This window comes from Beijerinckia sp. L45 (genome assembly GCF_009765775.1).
Taxonomy (GTDB): Bacteria; Pseudomonadota; Alphaproteobacteria; order Rhizobiales; family Beijerinckiaceae; genus RH-AL1.
This window is the reverse complement of sequence record NZ_LMUU01000239.1, coordinates 624-19107: the sequence shown is the minus strand read 5'-3', so window position 1 is coordinate 19107 and position 18484 is coordinate 624. Positions and strand designations below refer to the sequence as shown.

At 63.3% G+C, this 18484-nt stretch carries 20 protein-coding genes; 9 read left to right on the top strand and 11 right to left on the bottom strand.

Annotated elements, in window-relative coordinates:
* Positions 1–600 (top strand): NAD(P)/FAD-dependent oxidoreductase (locus GSQ79_RS24635; protein ID WP_158811402.1); only part of this gene is annotated, 600 nt, incomplete at its 5' end.
* 2 nt (positions 601–602) lie between these two features.
* On the opposite strand, the gene GSQ79_RS24630 is transcribed toward GSQ79_RS24635, so the two are convergent.
* Genes GSQ79_RS24630 through pabB form a run of 3 tightly spaced genes read right to left on the bottom strand, consistent with a single transcriptional unit; the run spans position 603 to position 3428 of the window.
* A complete protein-coding gene (locus GSQ79_RS24630; protein ID WP_158811401.1) occupies positions 603–1451 on the bottom strand; it encodes an aminotransferase class IV in 849 nt (282 codons plus the stop codon).
* Positions 1438–2034, bottom strand: a complete 597-nt coding sequence (locus tag GSQ79_RS24625; protein ID WP_158811400.1) for an aminodeoxychorismate/anthranilate synthase component II — start codon at positions 2032–2034, stop codon at positions 1438–1440. The genes GSQ79_RS24630 and GSQ79_RS24625 overlap by 14 nt, the downstream gene beginning before the upstream one ends.
* Positions 2031–3428 (bottom strand): aminodeoxychorismate synthase component I, encoded by a 1398-nt coding sequence (pabB, locus tag GSQ79_RS24620; protein ID WP_158811399.1) that lies wholly within the window; start codon positions 3426–3428, stop codon positions 2031–2033. The genes GSQ79_RS24625 and pabB overlap by 4 nt, the downstream gene beginning before the upstream one ends.
* A 267-nt stretch (positions 3429–3695) precedes the next feature.
* Here pabB and GSQ79_RS24615 point away from each other — a divergent pair, with 267 nt between their 5' ends.
* Positions 3696–4523, top strand: a complete 828-nt coding sequence (locus GSQ79_RS24615; RefSeq protein WP_158811398.1) for an aldo/keto reductase — start codon at positions 3696–3698, stop codon at positions 4521–4523.
* A 48-nt stretch (positions 4524–4571) separates the two neighbouring features.
* Here the strand turns inward: GSQ79_RS24615 and GSQ79_RS24610 are convergent, their stop codons facing one another.
* Entirely contained in the window at positions 4572–4925 is a 354-nt protein-coding gene (locus tag GSQ79_RS24610; protein WP_158811397.1) for a CsbD family protein, read from the bottom strand.
* Positions 4926–5401: 476 nt separating this feature from the next.
* Here GSQ79_RS24610 and GSQ79_RS24605 point away from each other — a divergent pair, with 476 nt between their 5' ends.
* Both GSQ79_RS24605 and GSQ79_RS24600 read left to right on the top strand, forming a co-directional pair.
* A complete protein-coding gene (locus GSQ79_RS24605; RefSeq protein WP_368669973.1) occupies positions 5402–5899 on the top strand; it encodes a MarR family winged helix-turn-helix transcriptional regulator in 498 nt (165 codons plus the stop codon).
* Between the two features lie 65 nt (positions 5900–5964).
* A complete protein-coding gene (locus GSQ79_RS24600; RefSeq protein WP_158811396.1) occupies positions 5965–6237 on the top strand; it encodes a hypothetical protein in 273 nt (90 codons plus the stop codon).
* 4 nt (positions 6238–6241) lie between these two features.
* On the opposite strand, the gene GSQ79_RS24595 is transcribed toward GSQ79_RS24600, so the two are convergent.
* Positions 6242–6775, bottom strand: coding sequence for a VOC family protein (locus tag GSQ79_RS24595; protein ID WP_158811395.1), 534 nt, complete (start codon positions 6773–6775; stop codon positions 6242–6244).
* 197 nt (positions 6776–6972) lie between these two features.
* On the opposite strand from GSQ79_RS24595, the gene GSQ79_RS24590 reads away from it, so the two are divergent.
* A complete protein-coding gene (locus tag GSQ79_RS24590; RefSeq protein WP_158811394.1) occupies positions 6973–9291 on the top strand; it encodes a transporter substrate-binding protein in 2319 nt (772 codons plus the stop codon).
* Positions 9292–9487: 196 nt separating this feature from the next.
* On the top strand, positions 9488–9679 hold the full coding sequence (locus tag GSQ79_RS24585; protein WP_158811393.1) for a hypothetical protein: 192 nt from the start codon (positions 9488–9490) through the stop codon (positions 9677–9679).
* 107 nt (positions 9680–9786) lie between these two features.
* Here GSQ79_RS24585 and GSQ79_RS24580 read toward each other — a convergent pair whose 3' ends face one another.
* The 4 genes from GSQ79_RS24580 to GSQ79_RS24565 form a co-directional block, all read right to left on the bottom strand.
* On the bottom strand, positions 9787–10779 hold the full coding sequence (locus GSQ79_RS24580; protein WP_158811392.1) for a CoA ester lyase: 993 nt from the start codon (positions 10777–10779) through the stop codon (positions 9787–9789).
* A gap of 354 nt (positions 10780–11133) precedes the next feature.
* Positions 11134–12033: a succinate--CoA ligase subunit alpha gene (gene sucD, locus GSQ79_RS24575; protein WP_158811391.1), complete on the bottom strand. Its 900-nt coding sequence runs from the start codon at positions 12031–12033 to the stop codon at positions 11134–11136.
* Positions 12034–12047: 14 nt separating this feature from the next.
* Positions 12048–13226 (bottom strand): malate--CoA ligase subunit beta, encoded by a 1179-nt coding sequence (locus GSQ79_RS24570; RefSeq protein ID WP_158811390.1) that lies wholly within the window; start codon positions 13224–13226, stop codon positions 12048–12050.
* A gap of 140 nt (positions 13227–13366) precedes the next feature.
* Positions 13367–14305 (bottom strand): D-2-hydroxyacid dehydrogenase, encoded by a 939-nt coding sequence (locus tag GSQ79_RS24565; protein ID WP_158811389.1) that lies wholly within the window; start codon positions 14303–14305, stop codon positions 13367–13369.
* Between the two features lie 713 nt (positions 14306–15018).
* On the opposite strand from GSQ79_RS24565, the gene GSQ79_RS24560 reads away from it, so the two are divergent.
* On the top strand, positions 15019–15654 hold the full coding sequence (locus GSQ79_RS24560) for a peroxiredoxin (protein WP_158811388.1): 636 nt from the start codon (positions 15019–15021) through the stop codon (positions 15652–15654).
* 101 nt (positions 15655–15755) lie between these two features.
* Positions 15756–16226: an Lrp/AsnC family transcriptional regulator gene (locus GSQ79_RS24555; RefSeq protein WP_174243266.1), complete on the top strand. Its 471-nt coding sequence runs from the start codon at positions 15756–15758 to the stop codon at positions 16224–16226.
* Positions 16227–16241: 15 nt separating this feature from the next.
* On the opposite strand, the gene GSQ79_RS24550 is transcribed toward GSQ79_RS24555, so the two are convergent.
* Both GSQ79_RS24550 and GSQ79_RS24545 read right to left on the bottom strand, forming a co-directional pair.
* Positions 16242–16466, bottom strand: a complete 225-nt coding sequence (locus tag GSQ79_RS24550; protein ID WP_158811387.1) for a DUF2945 domain-containing protein — start codon at positions 16464–16466, stop codon at positions 16242–16244.
* 53 nt (positions 16467–16519) lie between these two features.
* Entirely contained in the window at positions 16520–17506 is a 987-nt protein-coding gene (locus GSQ79_RS24545) for an MDR family oxidoreductase (RefSeq protein ID WP_158811386.1), read from the bottom strand.
* A gap of 181 nt (positions 17507–17687) precedes the next feature.
* Here GSQ79_RS24545 and GSQ79_RS24540 point away from each other — a divergent pair, with 181 nt between their 5' ends.
* Positions 17688–18383 (top strand): hypothetical protein, encoded by a 696-nt coding sequence (locus tag GSQ79_RS24540; protein ID WP_158811385.1) that lies wholly within the window; start codon positions 17688–17690, stop codon positions 18381–18383.
* Positions 18384–18484: the final 101 nt, after the last annotated feature.

The window sequence follows — 18484 nt, the reverse complement described above, 5'->3', positions numbered from 1 at the left end:
ACGGTGAACGGCCAGCGTATCGAGGCCGCCAACGTGTTCTGGTGCGCCGGCACGCGGGCCGAGCCTGTCGCGGAGTGGCTCGGCGCCGCGGCGGCCCGCAACGGCGGTGTCGAGGTGACCAACGAATGCTCGATTCCTGGCCATCCCGAGATTTTCTCGGTCGGCGACGTCTCGAGCTTCAAGGTCGACGGCGGCCGCCCCCTGCCCGGCTTGGCCCCGGTCGCCAAGCAGCAGGGCGCCTATGTCGCGAAAGTCATCGCCAGCCGCATCGGCGCGGTGAAGCACCCCGGCCCCTTCGTCTACAAGAACCTTGGCACGATGGCGGTGATCGGCCGCTCGCATGCCATCGCGGTGCTTGGCGGTATCAAGCTGACGGGAACGTTGGCCTGGCTCGCCTGGTCGCTGGTGCATCTGCTGCTGCTGATCGGCTATCGCAACCGCGTCATCGTCTTCGTGAACTGGGCCTGGGCTTTCTTCACCTATGGCCGCGGCTCGCGGCTGGTCGAAGGCAAGGTCTGGCAGGAGGTCGAGGAAGGTCATCTCTCCGGCCTGGAAAATCGCGGCCGGCCCGACAAAGCGCGTCTTCCAGCGGGTGAATAAGGCTAGAGGCGCCGCGGATCGGTGCCGCAGTCTTCTTTGATCGCAGTGCAGAGCGCGGCGATCAGGGCGGCGCAACGAAGATCGGTTGGGACAGGTTTTTCGACGGCGCCGATGCGCGTCACCGGGGCCAGCAGCTTGAGGCTGTTGCCGACGAAGACCGCGTCCGCCTGGGCCAGATCGTCGAGGGTCACGGAGCGCTCCGCCGGCTCCAGCCCCACGACCTCGGCCAAGCGCAGCAGCGCAGCGCGTGCCGTGCCGGCCACAACGCCGTCGGCGAGCGGCGGCGTGATCAGACGCCCCTCGTGGAGGACGACGATGTTGCCGACCGTCGCGCAGGCGACGTGCTCCCTGGTGTTAAGGAACAGGGCATCGGCAAAGCCGTGGCGCACCGCTTCCCGGCTGGCGAGGACGGCATCGAGGTAGTTCAGCGATTTCAACCGAGATGTCGGCGATGTCTCGTTGCGGCGGATCCCTGAGACGTGCAGCGACAGCGGCGCGAAAAACGGTTTTGCGCGCAGCGGCGCGAAGGAAACCAAAATCTTGGGTTGCGGCGCGGGCGGCGGCGCCAGGCCGCGCGGTCCCGGCCCATGCGTCACCGTAATGCGCAGCGATCCGTCGATGTTGTCGGTCACGACAGCCGCGATAGCGCGATCAACGGCCGCGGCGTCGAGGGGAAATCCGAGCGTCCGGCACGCCGCGGCTAGCCGGGTCAGATGTGCGCCGCGCCACACGATCGTGCCGCGCAGCACCAGCGCCGTGTCGAACGCGCCGTCGCCCAGCAACAGCCCGCGATCGGTGACGTCGAAGGGCAGCGTCTTTTCCGCGTGGAGCGTGCCGTCAAACCAGGGCATCGGCGCTCCAGGCCTCGGCGAGCATGAGGAAGTTTTTGAACAGGGCCTCGCCGTTCTGGGTGAGGATCGACTCCGGATGGAACTGCACGCCGTAGGTCGGATGGATGCGGTGCGACAGCGCCATGATCTCCCCCTCCTCCGACGCCGCGTCGACGATCAGGTCATCATATACGGAGCCGGCTGTCTCGACGATCAGGGAATGGTAGCGCCCGACCGTCATCGGTGCCGGCAACCCGGCGAACAGGCGCGCACCCTGATGCGAAATCGAGGATGCCCGCCCGTGCATGGGATTTTTGGCGCGTGCGACCGTGCCGCCGAACACGGTGCCGATACACTGATGGCCGAGACAGACGCCGAAGATCGGCACCTCGCCCGACAGCGCCGCGATCACCGCGCAGGAGACGCCTGCTTCGGCCGGCGTGCCGGGTCCCGGTGATATGACGATCGCCATGGGCCGGAGGCTTCGGATCTGAGCGACGCTCAGCGCGTCGTTGCGCACCACCCGCGTCGTCTCGCCCAGCACGGAAAAATAGCGCGCGACGTTGTGGACGAAGGAATCGTAGTTATCGATGACGAGGATCATACAAAGATGTCCGCGCTGGGCGCATCCGCTTCGGCGAAGGCGGCAAAAATGCGCTGCGCCTTGGTCAGCGTCTCCTCGTATTCCGCATCGGGATCGGAGAGGATGGTGATGCCGCCGCCGGTCTGAAACGTCGCCACGCCGTGTTCGATCACGATGGTGCGGATCGCGATGTTGAAATCGACGTCGCCATCGAAGCCGATCGCTCCGATCGCGCCGCAGTAGACGCCGCGCGGACGCCCTTCGATATCCGCGATGATCTCCATTGCCCGCAGCTTTGGCGCGCCGGTGATCGAGCCGCCGGGAAAGGTCGCGCCGATGAGGTCCAGCGCATCGCACCCATCGCGCAGCGCGCCGATGACGACCGACACGAGGTGATGCAAGCCGGCATAGCTCTCCAGCCCGCACAGCACCGGCACGGCGACCGAGGTCGGCACGCAGACCCGAGCGAGATCGTTGCGCAGCAGGTCGACGATCATCACGTTTTCCGCGCGGTCCTTCTCCGAGGCCAACAGCGCCTGCGCGGCCGCTGTATCGGCGGCGGGATCGGCCGCGCGGCGCGCGGTGCCCTTGATCGGGCGCGTCTCGACAGTGCGCCCGACGGTACGCACCAGGCGCTCCGGTGAGCTCGACAGAATCGTCGTCGCGCCGCAGCGAAGATAGGCGGCGAAGGGCGCGGGGTTGGCTGCGCGAAGCTGCCGGTAAAGCTGCAGGCTGTCGGCCGTCGGCGGCACGGCGGCGGAAAAGCGCTGCGCGATATTCGCCTGGTAGATGTCCCCCGCTCGGATGTGACCCTTCACCGTATCGACCGCGGCACGATACATGACGGGCGTCATATCAGGCGTCCAGCGCAGGGGTTCGACTGTGTGCGGCGTTTCCGTTGGATGGTCGAGCCTGGCCAGAAACGCCGCGATGCGGCCGTCTGCCCGCCGCTGGCGTGCCGCGCGCGACGGCGCCGGCCAGCCGCTGGCGATGATCCAGCAGCGGTGCTGTTCATGATCGAAGGCGACCACGAGGTCGTAGAAGCCGAGATGCACCGTCCGGCCGACTGGCTCGTGGTGCCGGGTCGGACCCTGATCCAGCGCCCAGCCGAACTCGTAGGACAGCACGCCGATCGCGCCGCCCTGAAATGGCGGCAGGCCATCCACAGGCTCGCAGCGGTAACGCGACAATTGCACGCGCAACGCGTCCAAAGGAGCGCCCGACACAGCTTCATTGTTCCAGAACGCACGACCATCCTCGACATGGAACAGCCCGAAGGGGTCGGCGGCGAGCGTGGAATAGCGCCCCAGCACCGAATGCGGCATCGCGCTGTCGAGCAGGCTCAGGCCCGGCAGATCGGCCAGTTGTGCCGCGGCCTTGATGGGCTCGATCCAGGCAATCTCGCGGGTCCACATTGTCGGGCGCTCTGAAAGGCTGGCATCGGCAGCGCCGAGGCGCAGGGACGGCCTTGTAGAAAGGGTCGGCGGCTCTTTTCAAGTCCCGAAGGGCCGGGATGGATCGTGATGCGCCGTCGCATGTTAGAGCATTTTCCACAAAAGTCGCAGACTTTTGTGATCGAGAAAATGCTCTAACTTTTTGAGAAGAGAGCGATTTCTGATCGCTTTGGTGATCCCACCAAAGCGGAAAGTGCTCTAGAGCAAGCCAGCCCAGGAGTCCGCACGATGCGCCAAATCACGATGCCCGACGGTACGACAGTCCCTACCCTCGGTCAGGGCACCTGGCGCATGGGCGAGGACAGCGCGCGAAGGGCCGAGGAAGAAGCTGCGCTGCTGACCGGCATCGATCTCGGCATGACGCTGATCGATACCGCGGAAATGTATGGCGAGGGCCGGACGGAACGCTTCCTCGGCGCCGCGCTCGTGGGCCGCCGTGACGACGTCTACCTCGTCAGCAAGGCCTACCCGCAAAACGCCTCGCGCAAAAAGTTGCCGGTGGCCTGCGAGGCCAGTCTTCAGCGTCTGAAGACGGATCATCTCGATCTTTATCTCCTACATTGGCCAGGCCAGGTCCCGCTCGACGAAACCGTCGAGGCCATGAGCGCCCTGCAGAAGGCCGGGAAGATCAAGGCGTGGGGCGTCAGCAATTTCGACACCGACGACATGGAGGAGCTGCTTGCCGCAGGCGGCACGGCCTGCGCGACCAACCAGGTACTCTACAACGTGACGCGGCGCGGGCCGGACTACGATCTCTTGCCGTGGATGAAAGACAAAGGCATTCCGCTGATGGCGTATAGCCCCGTCGAACAGGGCAGGCTGCCCGGCGGCAGCGCCCTCGACACCGTTGCCGATGCGCATGGCGCGACGCCCATGCAGGTCGCGCTGGCGTGGGCGATGCGCGACGGCGCGATCGTCATCCCCAAGGCGGCGTCGGTCGCACACGTCAGGGAAAATCGGAAGGCCGCGGACTTGGTTTTGACGCCGGCCGACATCGCGACCTTGGACGCGTCGTTTCCGCTGCCGAAGCGCAAGCAAGCGCTCGCGATGCTTTGATGACGGCGGCGTCGCTGCAGTCTGAACCGCAGCGACGCCGACCAGGGTTCAGCGGCGGCCGTTGCTCGAGCCGTGCATCAGCGCTGCGACGACGTATCCGACGAGAGCGGCGATCAGCAAGGCGATCAGCGGTCGTGCGTTGACTTCCTTGGTGAGGGTCGCAGCGCCGGTTTCGACGGCCTCCCGCGCGCTATGCAAAACCTTCTCGGCCGATTTCGTCGTGTCGCCGAGAGCATCGCCGATGACCTCTTGCGCCTGACCGTAGAGGTCCTGCACCTTGCCTTCAGCCTGGCGCGCGCGACCGCTCGCCTGCGTATCTCGATCGCCGGTTGCCTCGCCGATGGCGGCTTCCGCCCTGCCGGTCACGTCCTTGAATTTGCCGGCAATCTGATCGCTATCCATGGCTGTCTCCTGTTGCGATCGGCCTATTCGATCGCCTCGAAAGGAGATATGGGGCAGCGCCGACGGCGAGCAATGCCCGAATCACTTGCCTGCGCGCTTAGATTCCGGTCGTAGAAAAGCAGTCGCAAAACCCAGGGATGCACCTGAAACGCGCTTTGCAAGTCGCGCGACGCGCAACAATAGCCCTGAAAACGGCTAACATTCAGCTGTTGGCGGTGCCGGCGTTTTCATCAAATCCCGCCTATTTTCTCGGTTGTTTTTTGACCAAGACGCGTCTTTCACCCTTGAATTCACTTTAGCTTTGCGGCGGCAGGAACGGAAACAAGGTGTATAAGCCCGGCATTTACGCAATAATACGCGTTCTTATTGCGGTATACTCACAGAATATACGATATTGACTTAGAACATGCTTGTTTGGATGCTCATCAAGCTAGCGCTCTTTGGCGGCGTCTCAGCTTACACGTGAGGTTTCCGCAGTGACCTGTATCTACAGACTTGATGGTAGTGTCTGCAACAACGCTGCAGCAAAGCGAGCATCCCGACGCCTGGGCCATTTTTACGATGAAGTTCTGGCGCCCAGCGGCTTGCGGGCGACGCAACATGCTCTGTTGCAGCAGATCGTGCGGCTGGGATCGCCATCCATGACCGATTTGGCGACCGCGCTGGTCCTCGACCGGTCCGCCCTGTCGCACACCCTGCGGCCTCTCGAACGCGATGCTCTGGTGGCGCTTCATCCGGCAAAGACGGACAGGCGCATCAAGCTCGTCGTGCTGACAGAGGAAGGGCGGGCAAAACTCGACGTATGCAACGCGCTTTGGCAGCGGGCGCAATCGCGTTTCGAGGCAACGTTCGGCGTCGAAGAGGCCACGGTCCTCCGCGCCACGCTCGATCACCTTGCGGCTCTGGATTTCTCGCTGCGCCGCGGCCGTGTCGAACGCCCCATCTTTTCGGACGTCAAACAACTCGTGAACTAAAGTTTGCTCCCCGTTTCGCAGCAAAGGCTCTAAAGTGACCCGAGTGCGAAACGAAGGGGCGTTCGATGCCGAATTTCTATGTTTGGCCTATGGGCCAAGCCAACGAGGATAGTTTTTGGATTTATGCGCTCGATGATTTCGATGCTCGCGACCAGATCGCCTCGACCCTCAGCGTCGACGCCCATTGTGAAAAGACATTCGGGTGCGAGCAGGACGATCGCTTCAAAGTGCCTTTGAACATGATCCTTCACAGCACCGGCGAGTGGACCCAGGTTCCAGATCCGCGCGGGTGCTGCGATCGAGCGGGGAACGAGGGCTGCGCGGGATCCGAGACCTGAGGTCTCAGGGTCCGGTCGTCGTTGCAAGCAGGTCATCGAGATCCAGACGCTTCGTGACCATCGCCAAGCTGCCGTCGGGCGCGTGGGGCCATGAACTCTGCTCGCGATCCCAGTAGAGTTCGACGCCGTTGCCGTCGGGATCGCGAAGGTAGAGCGCTTCGCTGACGCCATGATCGCTGGCGCCATCCAGCGCGACGTCGTTGTCGATCAGACGCTGGAGCGCCAAGCCGAGATCACGCCGCTCTGGATAGAGAATGGCAAGATGAAACAGGCCGGTCGTGCCCGGTGCCGGCGGCGACCCGCCCGCGCTCTCCCACGTGTTGAGACCGATATGGTGGTGGTAACCGCCGGCCGACACGAACGCGGCCTGGGTCCCAAACCGCTGGGTCAATTCGAAGCCAAGGACACCGCAATAGAACGCAAGCGCCCGATCCAGGTCGGCGACCTTGAGATGCACATGGCCAATGCGCGCGCCGCTCGGGATCGGCTTGGTTCGATCGGCCGCCTCGTGCTCCGCAGTCCCCAGGTCACGCGCCATGATCCGCCTCCGTTTTGTCGGACCAAGCATAGCGCGAAGGCTGCGCCTGAAATCAAGCGCGAAGCAGCCATGCGCGTGCTGACGATCCGCTGGGAACGCTCACGTTTTCCGATGCTTACGCGGAAAACCTCATCGCGTTATCGCTTCTTTTAAATGTTGCGGCATATGCTGGGGGCAGCTTCAAAAGATCGGCCGCCATGTCCTCCAGCCTCTCCCGTCTTCGGGCCATCGTGAAGTGGAACACGATCTCCACGGTATCGGTCGCGTGCTTCCTCATCATCGAGGTCGACGCGCAGTCCTGGACAAGCCGCGTCGCCGCGGCGCTGGCCCTGGCCACGGCGGTCCTGAGCTCCAGCCAGCGGCAGCGCTCGGTGGCTCTTCTCTCGTCGATCGCCGGCGGCGACCGCTTCGTCGCGTTCCCGATGAATTGGCTCGAGAGCGCCAATTGCCGGAAGATCGCCGAAGCCGGCGAGACCATGCGCTCGGACCTGATCGCCGCAGACGCCGCGATCGCCGACCACAAACGAATGTTCGCCGAGGCGCGAAGCCATCGCGAAAGCGCGACGTTTTTCACCAACCGCTTTCACGAGTCGGTCGCCGAGGCGTTCGAGCAGTTTTCCGACAAGGGCGAGGAGATTTGCGCGACGGTCGAAAACCTGAACACCCATAATGCCAGCCTGTTGAAAGACGTGCTCGTCGTGTCGAACGCCGTCTCGGGCGCGACGACGGACGTGAATGCCGTATCCCTCGCCGCCAAAGAAGTGTCCAACGTCGTCGCGCGAACGTCGGGACAGATTGCGCAGTCGGAATCGGCGACCCGCTCGACCTTGACTGACCTTTTGCGCGCTCGCGATACGATCGAGCGGCTGAAGCGCTCGGGCCAGGAGATCAGCGCGATCATCGCCATCATCCGCTCGGTGGCCTCGCAGACGTCGCTCCTTGCTCTGAACGCGACGATCGAGGCCGCGCGGGCCGGCGAGGCCGGTCGCGGCTTCGCGGTCGTCGCCAGCGAGGTCAAGCAGCTCGCGACCAAGACGGAACAGGCGACCGGAACGATCCGCAGCCAGATCGAGGCGATCCAGTCGGCCGTGGAGGACACGTCGAGCGCCATCGATGCGGTGATGTCCCACGTCGGGTCGATGACCGACGCGCACCGCGCCTTCACCGGGTCGCTGGCGCTCGGCACACTGGAGATCGAGCGCATCGGCACGAACGCGACGAGCATCGCGACGCGCGTCACCGATGCGATGCCCGACCTTGCAACCGGCATCGGCGAAATCGAGGCCGCCGGCCGCTCCGTCCTCCACAACGCTCGCAGCCTGATGACGCGATCCGAGACTCTTGTCGCGGGGTTCAGGGGGTATTTCGAAGACCTTGCTTCGGGCGCGATCAAAGTCGGGGTCCTGCATTCGCTCTCGGGGACGGTTACCGCCGCGGAACGGCCGCTTCAGGAGATGCTCATCGGCCTGATCGAGCAGACCAACAAATCCGGCGGCCTTCTCGGACGCCCGCTCGAAGCCCACATCGTCAATCCCCATGGCGACGCCCGGGCCTATGGCGACGGCGCCGAGCATCTCCTCGCCAAAGGCGCCGCCGTCATATTCGGCGGCTGGACGTCGCATTCGCGCATGGAAATCCGCCCGGTGGTCGAGCGACGCGACAGCCTGCTCTTCTATCCCAGCCAATATGAAGGCGACGAGGGGTCGCCGAATATCGTCTATGTGGGCGGCACCCCGGCGCAACAGGCGAAGCCCGCGATCGATTTCCTCAAGAGACTCGGTCGACGCAATCTGATCCTGATCGGCGGCCAGTCGCCCTACTCGCTCGGCACCCATGCCGCGATCAAGCGTTTCGCCCCCAAAGCCGGCATGACCGTCATGCTCGATCTCGCCGTGCCGGTCGCGCATAACGCCTGGTCGAATATCGTCGGCGAGATCGTCCGGGCCGAGAGGCGCGGCCATGTCGCGATCATGTCGACCCTGAACGCCGATGCGACCGTGCTGTTTTTCCGCGAATTGGCGCGCCGCGGCATAACGTCGGGACGCATTCCCACGATGTGTCTTTCGATCGGCGAGCGCGAAATGCCGTCGCTCGATTACCGCACCGTGGCGGGGAATTATGTCGCGTGGAATTATCTCCACCGTCTCGACACGGCCGACAATGATCGGTTCATCGCGCAATGGCGCGGCATGATCGGCGATCCTTCGGCGACGGCCAACGATGCTCTCGAAGCGACGTGGATCGGCTTTTCGATCTGGAAGGCCGCCGTCCTGGCTGCAGGGTCGGCCGACGCGAGCGCCGTGCGCTCCAAGCTGCGCGGCATGACGATCCGGGCTCCAAGCGGGTTCGATGTCTTGATCGACAACGGCCAGCACGCCCACCGGCCGGCCATGATCGGCGAGATCCGCTCCGATGGATCGATTGCGCCGGTCTGGATCGGCGACCGCGTGTTGCGACCCGACGACACCGATGCCGTGGTTCAACAGGCTCATCCTGCCGTAGCGATGGCGAGCTGAGCGCATCGGGTTGGGCCCCGATATTGAGCCTAGACTTGCGATCCAGCCGGATTCCGCCGCTACAGCAACAGCCGCAGCGACAGCACAGTCTGCCGGACAGTCATTTCAAGGCAAGAGTGTGTTCGACAGCAGCCGGGAACAACGCTATTTAATTCATTGGCCGGAATGGCCGAACACTATTGAGGAGAATGTCCGCATGGTCCGTATGTTTAAACCTCTTGCCCTCGTTGGCGTCGCACTCTTCTTGTCGTCCGCGCCGGCCTTTGCCGATGACATCGATCTCAACCCGCTTGGCCTCGACCTCGACCCGTTCCACATCTTCACCCCGGCGCCCGCGCCGGCCCCTGAGCCCGTGAAGCATCACCATCACCACCACTACAAGAAGTAGCCGTTAGAAGACGGCTTCAGGCGCCACAGTCACAGACCGCGTGCTTGGCGATCCGGAACGCCCGCCCCGACTGATCGGCGCGGGCGTTTCACGGTTCGAGTAGAGGCTTAGGCCGCGGCCGACGTCTTGATCTGCGGAATGGTGTCCGCCTTGGCGATCAGCGCCTCCGCCATGCGGATGGAGGCGATGTCGATCAGCCGGCCGTCGAGCGAGACCGCGCCGCGCCCGTCCTTGGCCGCCTGCTGCATCGCTTCGAGGATGCGCCGCGCCTTGGTGACCTCGGCCTCGGACGGCGAATAGATCTCGTTGGCGAGACCGATCTGGCTCGGATGGATCGCCCACTTGCCCTCGAATCCGAGCACCGCGGCGCGCCGCGCGGCCGCTTTGTATCCTTCTGGATCGTTGAAATCACCGAACGGGCCATCGATGGGCCGCAAACCATAGGCCCGGCACGCCACCATCATCCGGCTCTGTGCATACATCCACGGATCGGCCCAGTGGTAGTCGCGGTTGCCGGAGGAATCCTTGTCGGTGAGCACGCCGTAGTCCGGGTGAACGCCGCCGATGACGGTGGTGCGCGCGCGGGTGCTCGCGGCATAGTCGGCGACGCCAAAGCTCATCGCCTCGTTGCGCTTCGAGCTCTGCGCGATGGTCTCGACATTGGCCATGCCGAGCGCCGTCTCGATCAGGATCTCGAAGCCGATCTTTTTCGTGCGCTTCTTCGCGGCTTCGATCTGGGTGACCAGCACGTCGATCGCGTAGACGTCGGCCGCGGTGCCGACCTTCGGGATCAAAATCATGTCGAGGCGCGGGCAGGCTTCGACGATGTCGACGACGTCACGATACATGTAGTGTGTATCGAGACCGTTGATGCGCACCATCATCGTCTTGGCGCCCCAGTCGATGTCGTTGAGGCCCTGGACGATGTTTTTCCGCGCCTTCTCCTTGTCGTCGGGCGCCACCGCGTCCTCGCAGTCGAGGAAGATGATGTCGGCGTCGCTCTTCGCCGATTTCTCGAACAGCGCGTCGTTGGAGCCGGGCACGGCGAGTTCCGAGCGGTGAAGCCGCGGCGTCGCCTGGTCGATCAGCGTGAAGCTCATTTTTCTTTCCTCGATGGTGGGAATGATCCTGCCCCGTAAAACGGGGGATGGGAACCGCCGCAGGCGGTGGAGGGGGCGCGGCGGGCGCTGAGCCTGCCCGTCCGAGTGTGTCTCAAAATCCACAAACCGCGGGCCGCACATCACCATTTTCGCGTCACTATGCGTCACGCGTCACGGCCTTTGATGACCTTGCCATCGCGTCGCAACGAAGCAGGATGAGCGCTGCGTCGGGACACTTCAAGACGCAGCGCCGGGCCCGATTGATGAAACCGACTTGCGCACGCCTGGTAGCAGTCCGATGCCCCGTCCACCACGCTTCGCGTGGTCCCCCTCCCCCGCTGCGCGGGTGAGGATTTAAGCCGCGCGGCGCTTGCCTTCGAGCACGCGCAGCATGGTCGAGCCGAGTTCGCCGGGGCTCGGCGCCACGGTGAGGCCGAAACTTTCCATGATCTCGGACTTCTCCTTGGCACTGTCGCCCTCGCCCGAGATGATCGCGCCGGCATGGCCCATGCGGCGGCCTTTCGGGGCGGTCAGGCCGGCGACGTAGCCGACCACGGGTTTGCTCATATGCTTCTGGATCCAGGCCGCGGCTTCGGCCTCCTGCGGGCCACCGATCTCGCCGATCATCAACACGGCATGGGTATCCGGGTCCTTCTCGAAGAGTTCGAGATGGTCGAGGAACGAGCTGCCGTTGATCGGGTCGCCGCCGATGCCGACGCTGGTGGAAATGCCGAGGCCGAGCGCCTTCAGCTGTTCCGCCGCCTCGTAGCCGAGCGTGCCGGAGCGCGACACGACGCCGATGTTGCCTTTGGAGTAGATGTTGCCGGGCATGATGCCGAGCATCGCCTCGCCGGGGCTGATGATGCCGGCGCAATTCGGCCCGACCAGCATCGTGCGGCGGTCCTTGGGATAGCGGCGGAGATAGCGTTTCACCCGCATCATGTCCTGAGCCGGAATGCCGTCGGTGATGGCGCAGATCAGGCGCAGGCCTGCATCCGCCCCTTCCATGATCGCATCGGCGCAATAGGGGGGCGCCACGAAGGTGATGGAGGCTTCCGCCCCCGTCGCCTCGACGGCTTCCTTCACCGTGTTGAACACCGGCCGGTCGAGATGGCGCTGGCCGCCCTTCCCCGGCGTGACGCCGCCGACGAGATTGGTGCCGTATTCGATCGCCTCGCGACCGTGGAACGTGCCCTTGTCGCCGGTAAAACCCTGAAAGATGATTTTGGTGCTTTTGTTGATGAGAATGCTCATGCCGAAATCCTCCTTCAGGCCGCCGTCTTATGCTTTTGGGAGACCTCGACCGCGAGCTTCGCGGCCTCGGTCAGGCTTTCCGCGGTGTAGAGATCGATACCGCTCTCGCGCAGAATCTTGCGGCCGGCCTCGACGTTGGTGCCGGCGAGGCGCACCACCAGCGGCACGCCGATCTTGGTCTCCTTGACGGCCTGGACGATGCCCTCGGCAACCCAGTCGCAGCGGTTGATGCCGGCGAAGATGTTGACCAGCACCGCGTCGACGTTTTTGTCCGACAGCACGAGCCGGAAGGCCGTCGCGACGCGCGCGGCACTGGCGCCGCCGCCGACGTCGAGGAAGTTGGCAGGTTCGCCGCCGGCGTATTTGATCATGTCCATCGTCGCCATCGCGAGACCGGCGCCGTTGACGATGCAGCCGATGGTGCCGTCGAGCCCGACGTAGTTCAGCTGATGCTCTGCCGCCTGCGCCTCGCGCGGGTCCTCCTGCGCGGGGTCGTGCATGTCGGCGACCTTGCGCTGGCGGAACATCGCGTTGTCGTCAAAACTCATCTTGGCATCGAGGGCGAGAATCCGGCCGTCCTTGGTGAGGACCAGCGGGTTGATCTCGAGCATCGTCGCGTCGTGGTCGCGGAAGGCGCGGTAGCAGCCCAGAATGGTCGCGACGGCGCTCTGCACCTGCTTGATGTTGAGGCCGAGTTTGAAGGCGATCTCGCGCGCTTCGAACTGCTGCATGCCGACGGCCGGTTCGACAATGACCTGGATCAGGCTGTCGGGCTTTTCCGACGCGATCTGCTCGATCTCCATGCCGCCCTCTTTCGAGGCGATGACGCGGACGCGCTCTTCCTTCCGGTCGAGCACGAAGCCGAGATAGAACTCCCTTTCGAAGGGGTCGGCGACCTCGACGTAGACGCGCTGCACCGGCTTGCCCTGCGGCCCCGTCTGATGCGTCACCAGCGTCTTGCCGAGCATGCCTTCGGCGGCTTCGCGCACCTCGTGGTAGGTCTGGCACAGCTTGATGCCGCCGGCCTTGCCACGGGCGCCGGCATGGACCTGGGCTTTCACCACCCAGCGCCAGCCGCCGAGTTCCGTTGCGGCATAGACCGCCTGCTCGGCGCTGAAAGCGACCGCACCGCGGGGAAGACCGACGCCGGCCTTCTGCAAGATCTCCTTGGCCTGATACTCGTGAATATCCATGGCGTACCTCCGCTCCTTGTGACGGCAGCGAGGCGGCCTTTTGACCTTGTCCTCGTCACCCCTGGTCGATGCGACGCCGACCTCATCGAAGGGCGGCGCCGCGTAATCGTCAAGCCGGCCTTACGGGCGGCAGCCGGCGGTTATTCCACGACGTTGCGTGGCGTGCCGCCGACGAAAAGCTCGATATTCTCGACGAGCTGATCGGACAGAATCTGCATCGCCTGCTGGCTCGCCCACGCGACGTGCGGCGTGACGATCAGGTTTGGGATTGACGGATCGAGCAGCGGATTGCCGTCGACAGGCGGCTCCGTCGTCAACACGTCGAAGCCGGCGCCCGCGATCTCGCCGCTCTTCAGCGCCGCCGCGAGGGCGACTTCATCGACCAGGCCGCCGCGTGCGGTGTTGATGAGGATGGCGGTCTTCTTCATCGCTTTGAGCTGGGCTTCGCCAATCATATTCTTGGTGTCGGGCGTCAGCGGCGCATGCAGCGTAATGACGTCGCTCTCGCGCAGCAGCGTGTCGAAATCGACGAGGCCTTCCTGCGGAAACGCGTCGTAGCCGATCACCTTCATGCCGAGCGCTTCCGCGCGCTTGCCGATCGACTTGCCGATCGCGCCATAGCCGACGATGCCGAGCGTCGAACCGGCGATGTCATGGATCGGGTGATCGAGGAAGCAGAACTGCCGGGATTTATTCCACACGCCGTCCTGCACGTCGCGCGCATAGGCCACCAGGTTGCGGCGCAGCGCGAACATCAGCGCGATGACGTGCTCGGGCACGGTGTTGAAGGCGTAATTGCGGATGTTGACGACGGCGATGCCGCGCGCCTTGGCATCCGGCTTGTCTATGATGTCGGTGCCGGTGGCGGCGACGGCAATGAGTTTCAGCTTGGGCAGTTGCGCGAGCGTATCCGCGCGGAGCGGCACCTTGTTGGTGATACAGATGGTGGCGTCGCGCAGCCGCTCGACGATTTCGTGCGGCGCGGTCACTTCATATTCGACGTAGCTGTGGTCGAACGCCGGCTTCCGAACGGTCGCGCCGAGCGTTTCGCGATCCAGGAAGACGATCGATTGCTGCATGATACTGGTCCCGAGGTCATCGTTGAAAGGAGTGTCGAAGCGACGGCACTTACGTACAACGATACCTTCGCCATAGGAAAACGGCAGGCGACCGCCTTTCGGCACGATCGGATGGCGCAAGGTTCGGCGCCGACCCGTCGTTCAGAGGCGACGTCATGGCCCGACGCCGCACCGCGCACGCCTGCAGATCATCCCTAGCGAACGCTTGTCGAAGCACGTTTCCATCCAGTCGATGCGGGCATTGTCGCCCCCGTTTGGTCGGACCGTGAAGCAGAACGCCGGGTGAGGCAAGCAAACCGAAGCAATAGCGTGGTCAAAAATTTTTCGATTTTCGCAAGTAATTTTGCCAAAGGCCTCCGTCTTTGCCTTCCGCTTTGCCGGGGTCCTGACGCGCGATGCGTCACCTCCGAACAAAGGTTGCGCTTGCAAAGACTCTTTTTCCGATAGGGCGCGATTCTGTAGAAAAACCTTTTATTCAAACGCCATTTATCGACCGTTCTCTTGGGTTGACGACGCGCCGCTTCTTCCTGGAAACTGCGCGTCCTTTGGTCCTTTTGTGCCGTTCCGGCCGAAGGACTTTCGTATCGTTCCGAAAGCCGCGATTGCTCGACATGCGCAGTACATTTGTCATTTACACCGACTATCGTGGTGTTTCTGACGCTGCGAAACGTCGGCAATACTAGACTTTACTCAATTCACAAGGCATCTGAAGCATGGCACTGCAACTCGGCGATATCGCCCCGGACTTCCAGGCGAAGACGACGGAAGGTCCGATCGATTTTTACGCCTGGAGCGAAGGCGCCTGGGTCGTTCTGTTTTCGCACCCGAAGAACTTCACGCCGGTCTGCACGACGGAACTCGGCTACACCGCCAAACTGAAGCCGGAATTCGAACGCCGCAACGTCAAGGCGATCGGCCTCTCGGTCGATCCGCTGGATAAGCACGACCTCTGGGCGCAGGACATCGCCGAGACCCAGGGCGCGACCCTGAATTTTCCGCTGATCGCAGACCCCGATCGCACCATCGCCGATCTTTACGGGATGATCCATCCCAACGCGAGCGACACGGCGACCGTCCGCTCGGTGTTCGTCATCGGGCCGGACCGGAAGGTCAAACTGACGCTGACCTACCCGGCTTCGACCGGACGCAACTTCGACGAAGTGCTTCGGGTGATCGACTCGCTGCAACTGACCGCCAAGCACCAGGTCGCGACGCCGGTGAACTGGAAGCACGGCGAGGACGTCATCATCGTCCCGACCGTGTCGGACGAAGCGGCGCGCGAAAAATATCCGCACGGATTCAAGACGCTGAAACCTTATCTGCGGATCGTCGCTCAGCCACAAGATTGAGCTTTTTCCCGGTCCTCCCGGTCTACGAGACGTTGCGCCGTCAGGCGCAGCGCCTATCATCCACGCACTCGTACGTCCTATGAAGAAGAAAGCGCCGTTCCATGTCTGAGGCCAAAGCGCTGGATGCGATCGACAAGCGCATCCTTGCGATCGTCCAAGTCGACACGTCCCTCGCGATCGGCGAGATCGCGCACAAGGTCGGGCTGTCGCAGACGCCATGCTGGAAACGGCTGCAGCGGTTGGAACAGGACGGTTACATCAAGCGCCGCGTGGCCATTTTGGATCAGGCCAAGCTCGGCCTCGGCCTGACCGTCTTCGTCGCCATCGAAGTCGGTGAACATTCGTCCGAAACGCAGACGAAATTCGCCGCCGGCGTCACAGCGATGCGCGAGGTCATGGATTTTTACCGCATGGCCGGCGACGTCGACTACATGCTGCGTGTGGTCGTCGCCGATACCGCCGCCTTCGACGGCTTCTACAAGCGCCTGGCGGCACTCGCGCCGTTGAAAAGCGTGACCTCGCGCTTCGCGTTGGAAGGCATCAAGACCGAAACGGCGGTCCCGATCGGCTGAGCCGCCGGGCGGCGCTTATTTCACCTTGATCTCGGTCACCGACTTCAGCACCTTCGCACCCTTGTCGGTCTTCACCTCGACCGCCGGCTTGTCGGCAGAGGCGTGGCGGGTGATCGTCTTGCCCTTGATCGTCTTCTTGACGTCGCCGGTGTGAACCGCCGACACTTCGCCCTCGCCGGTGCCCGACCCCCATTTCCAGGTGACGTCGTCGCCTTTGTGCACGTCCTTCGCCTTGGTCATCGCATCCTCCGGGTTCGGCGGAGAAAGCGACAAGGGTCGGGCTGCGTTCCGCCTCAGGGGATGGACACGACGACGCGGCCCCGGATCGTCCCGTCGATGATTTTGTGAGCGGTCTCGATGACCTGATCGAAGGCGATGTCGGTGATCGCGGCCGCGAGTTTGTCTCGGTCGAGGTCGCGCGCCAGCCGCGTCCAGGCCTCGACGCGCAACGCCCTGGGGCAGTACACGCTGTCGATGCCGAGCAGCGACACGCCGCGCAGGATGAACGGCGCCACCGAGCCCGGCAGGTCGAGCCCCTGCGCCAGGCCGCAGCAGGCGATTGCGCCGTGCCGCGTGGTCTGCGCGATGACGTTGGCCAGCGTATGCGAGCCGACGGAATCGACGCCGGCGATCCAGCGCTCCTTGCCGAGCGGCTTTCCCGGCCCCGACAATTCCGCGCGGTCGATGATCTCGTCGGCGCCGAGGCCCTTCAGATAGTCCGCCTCCGCCGCGCGGCCGGTCGAGGCGACAAGGTGCCAGCCGGCCTTCTTCAGCAGCATCAGCGCGAAGGAGCCGACGCCGCCCGCCGCCCCGGTGACGATCGCCGGCCCAAGCTCGGGCGTCAGGCCGTGACGCTCGAGCGCCATGACGGAGAGCATCGCCGTATAGCCCGCCGTGCCGATCGCCATCGCATCATGCGGCGTGAGTCCCGCCGGCAGCTTGACCAGCCACGCGCCCTTGACCCGCGCCTTTTCCGCATAGCCGCCGAAATGCGTCTCGCCGAGACCCCACCCGTTGAGCACCACGACATCGCCCGGCTTGAACGCGGGATCGTCCGAGGTTTCGACCGTGCCGGCGAAATCGATGCCGCCGATCATCGGATAGGTCCGCACCACCGGGCTCTTGCCGGTGATCGCCAGCCCGTCCTTGTAGTTCACGGTGGAATGGGAGACGCGCACCGTGACGTCGCCCGGCATCAGCGCCGCCTCGTCGAAATCGACGATGGCCGCATGCGGGGCGCCGTCGGTCTTGTCGATGCGCAGCGCCTTGAACGTGGTCATGCTGGTCTCCCTTGCGTCGCCTAAATAGGCTTAAAAGCAGATAAGGCCGACGAAAAACAAGGTTCAATGGCTTAGGCCACGCTTTTAGTAGAAGCTTCCTGTGACAAAGTCTTTCGATTGTCAGGTTTGTTTCAACGCACCCATTTTCCGGTATCCCAAGGCGTTGTAGAATTTATTCGCTATGATCAAGAGTTTTACATTTTCATTGTCGGCCGAGGGAGCGCTTGGGTTGCTCTTTGGCATCTTAGCCTGGGTGGCTGAAATAAACTGGGTAGGACGAGCGTTCCTTGTCCTAATCTCCTTCGGTCTCGTCAGCCATATTGCTTGGCGTCTGCACGAAAAGAGGACCATTCGTGCGTTCATCGTCCTTTCGGGAATCATCACAGTAAGCGTGCTTACATGGCGCCCCATATATGACGGCGCACTATCCTGGACTTTGTCGCCGCCTAGCAGGGTCGTTTTATCAGCAGCTACGGCAGACGATCAGCAAAAATTATTGTCGACAGCAGGGAGCACCTATCTTCGATGCCACTATCCTAAACGCGAAAACGCGATGCCGTTTGCTCAGGCCAGAGACCACTTTAGGGTCTATGGAAACACAATTGGTATTTCCAGCGATTTGTCAGAAATACCAGGTGGTCTGAAGTTTACGTTCACGCCGACGCCGAAATCGATCCTGCATTTTGGCGTTGCTCGAAGCCTTTCGATTGCAATGCGCCGGAACGGCGAGGACGTTTTAGTAGATATCGAGTCGAAATTCCCTGGTGCACTAGCGATCCTCGGGCTGATACCGGAAGATGTAAAAAAGCCTGACCCCTGGGAGAACGCGATAGAGACGCTTTTGCGCGCCAATCATGGTTCATGTCGGGTGCTTTGAATAACTCGTGCAGACTGACATGACCTACACCGTTTACGTTGGCTATGACGAGACCGACAGCACCTACTTTGTGTTGTCGTCCGACATACCGGGGCTCAATG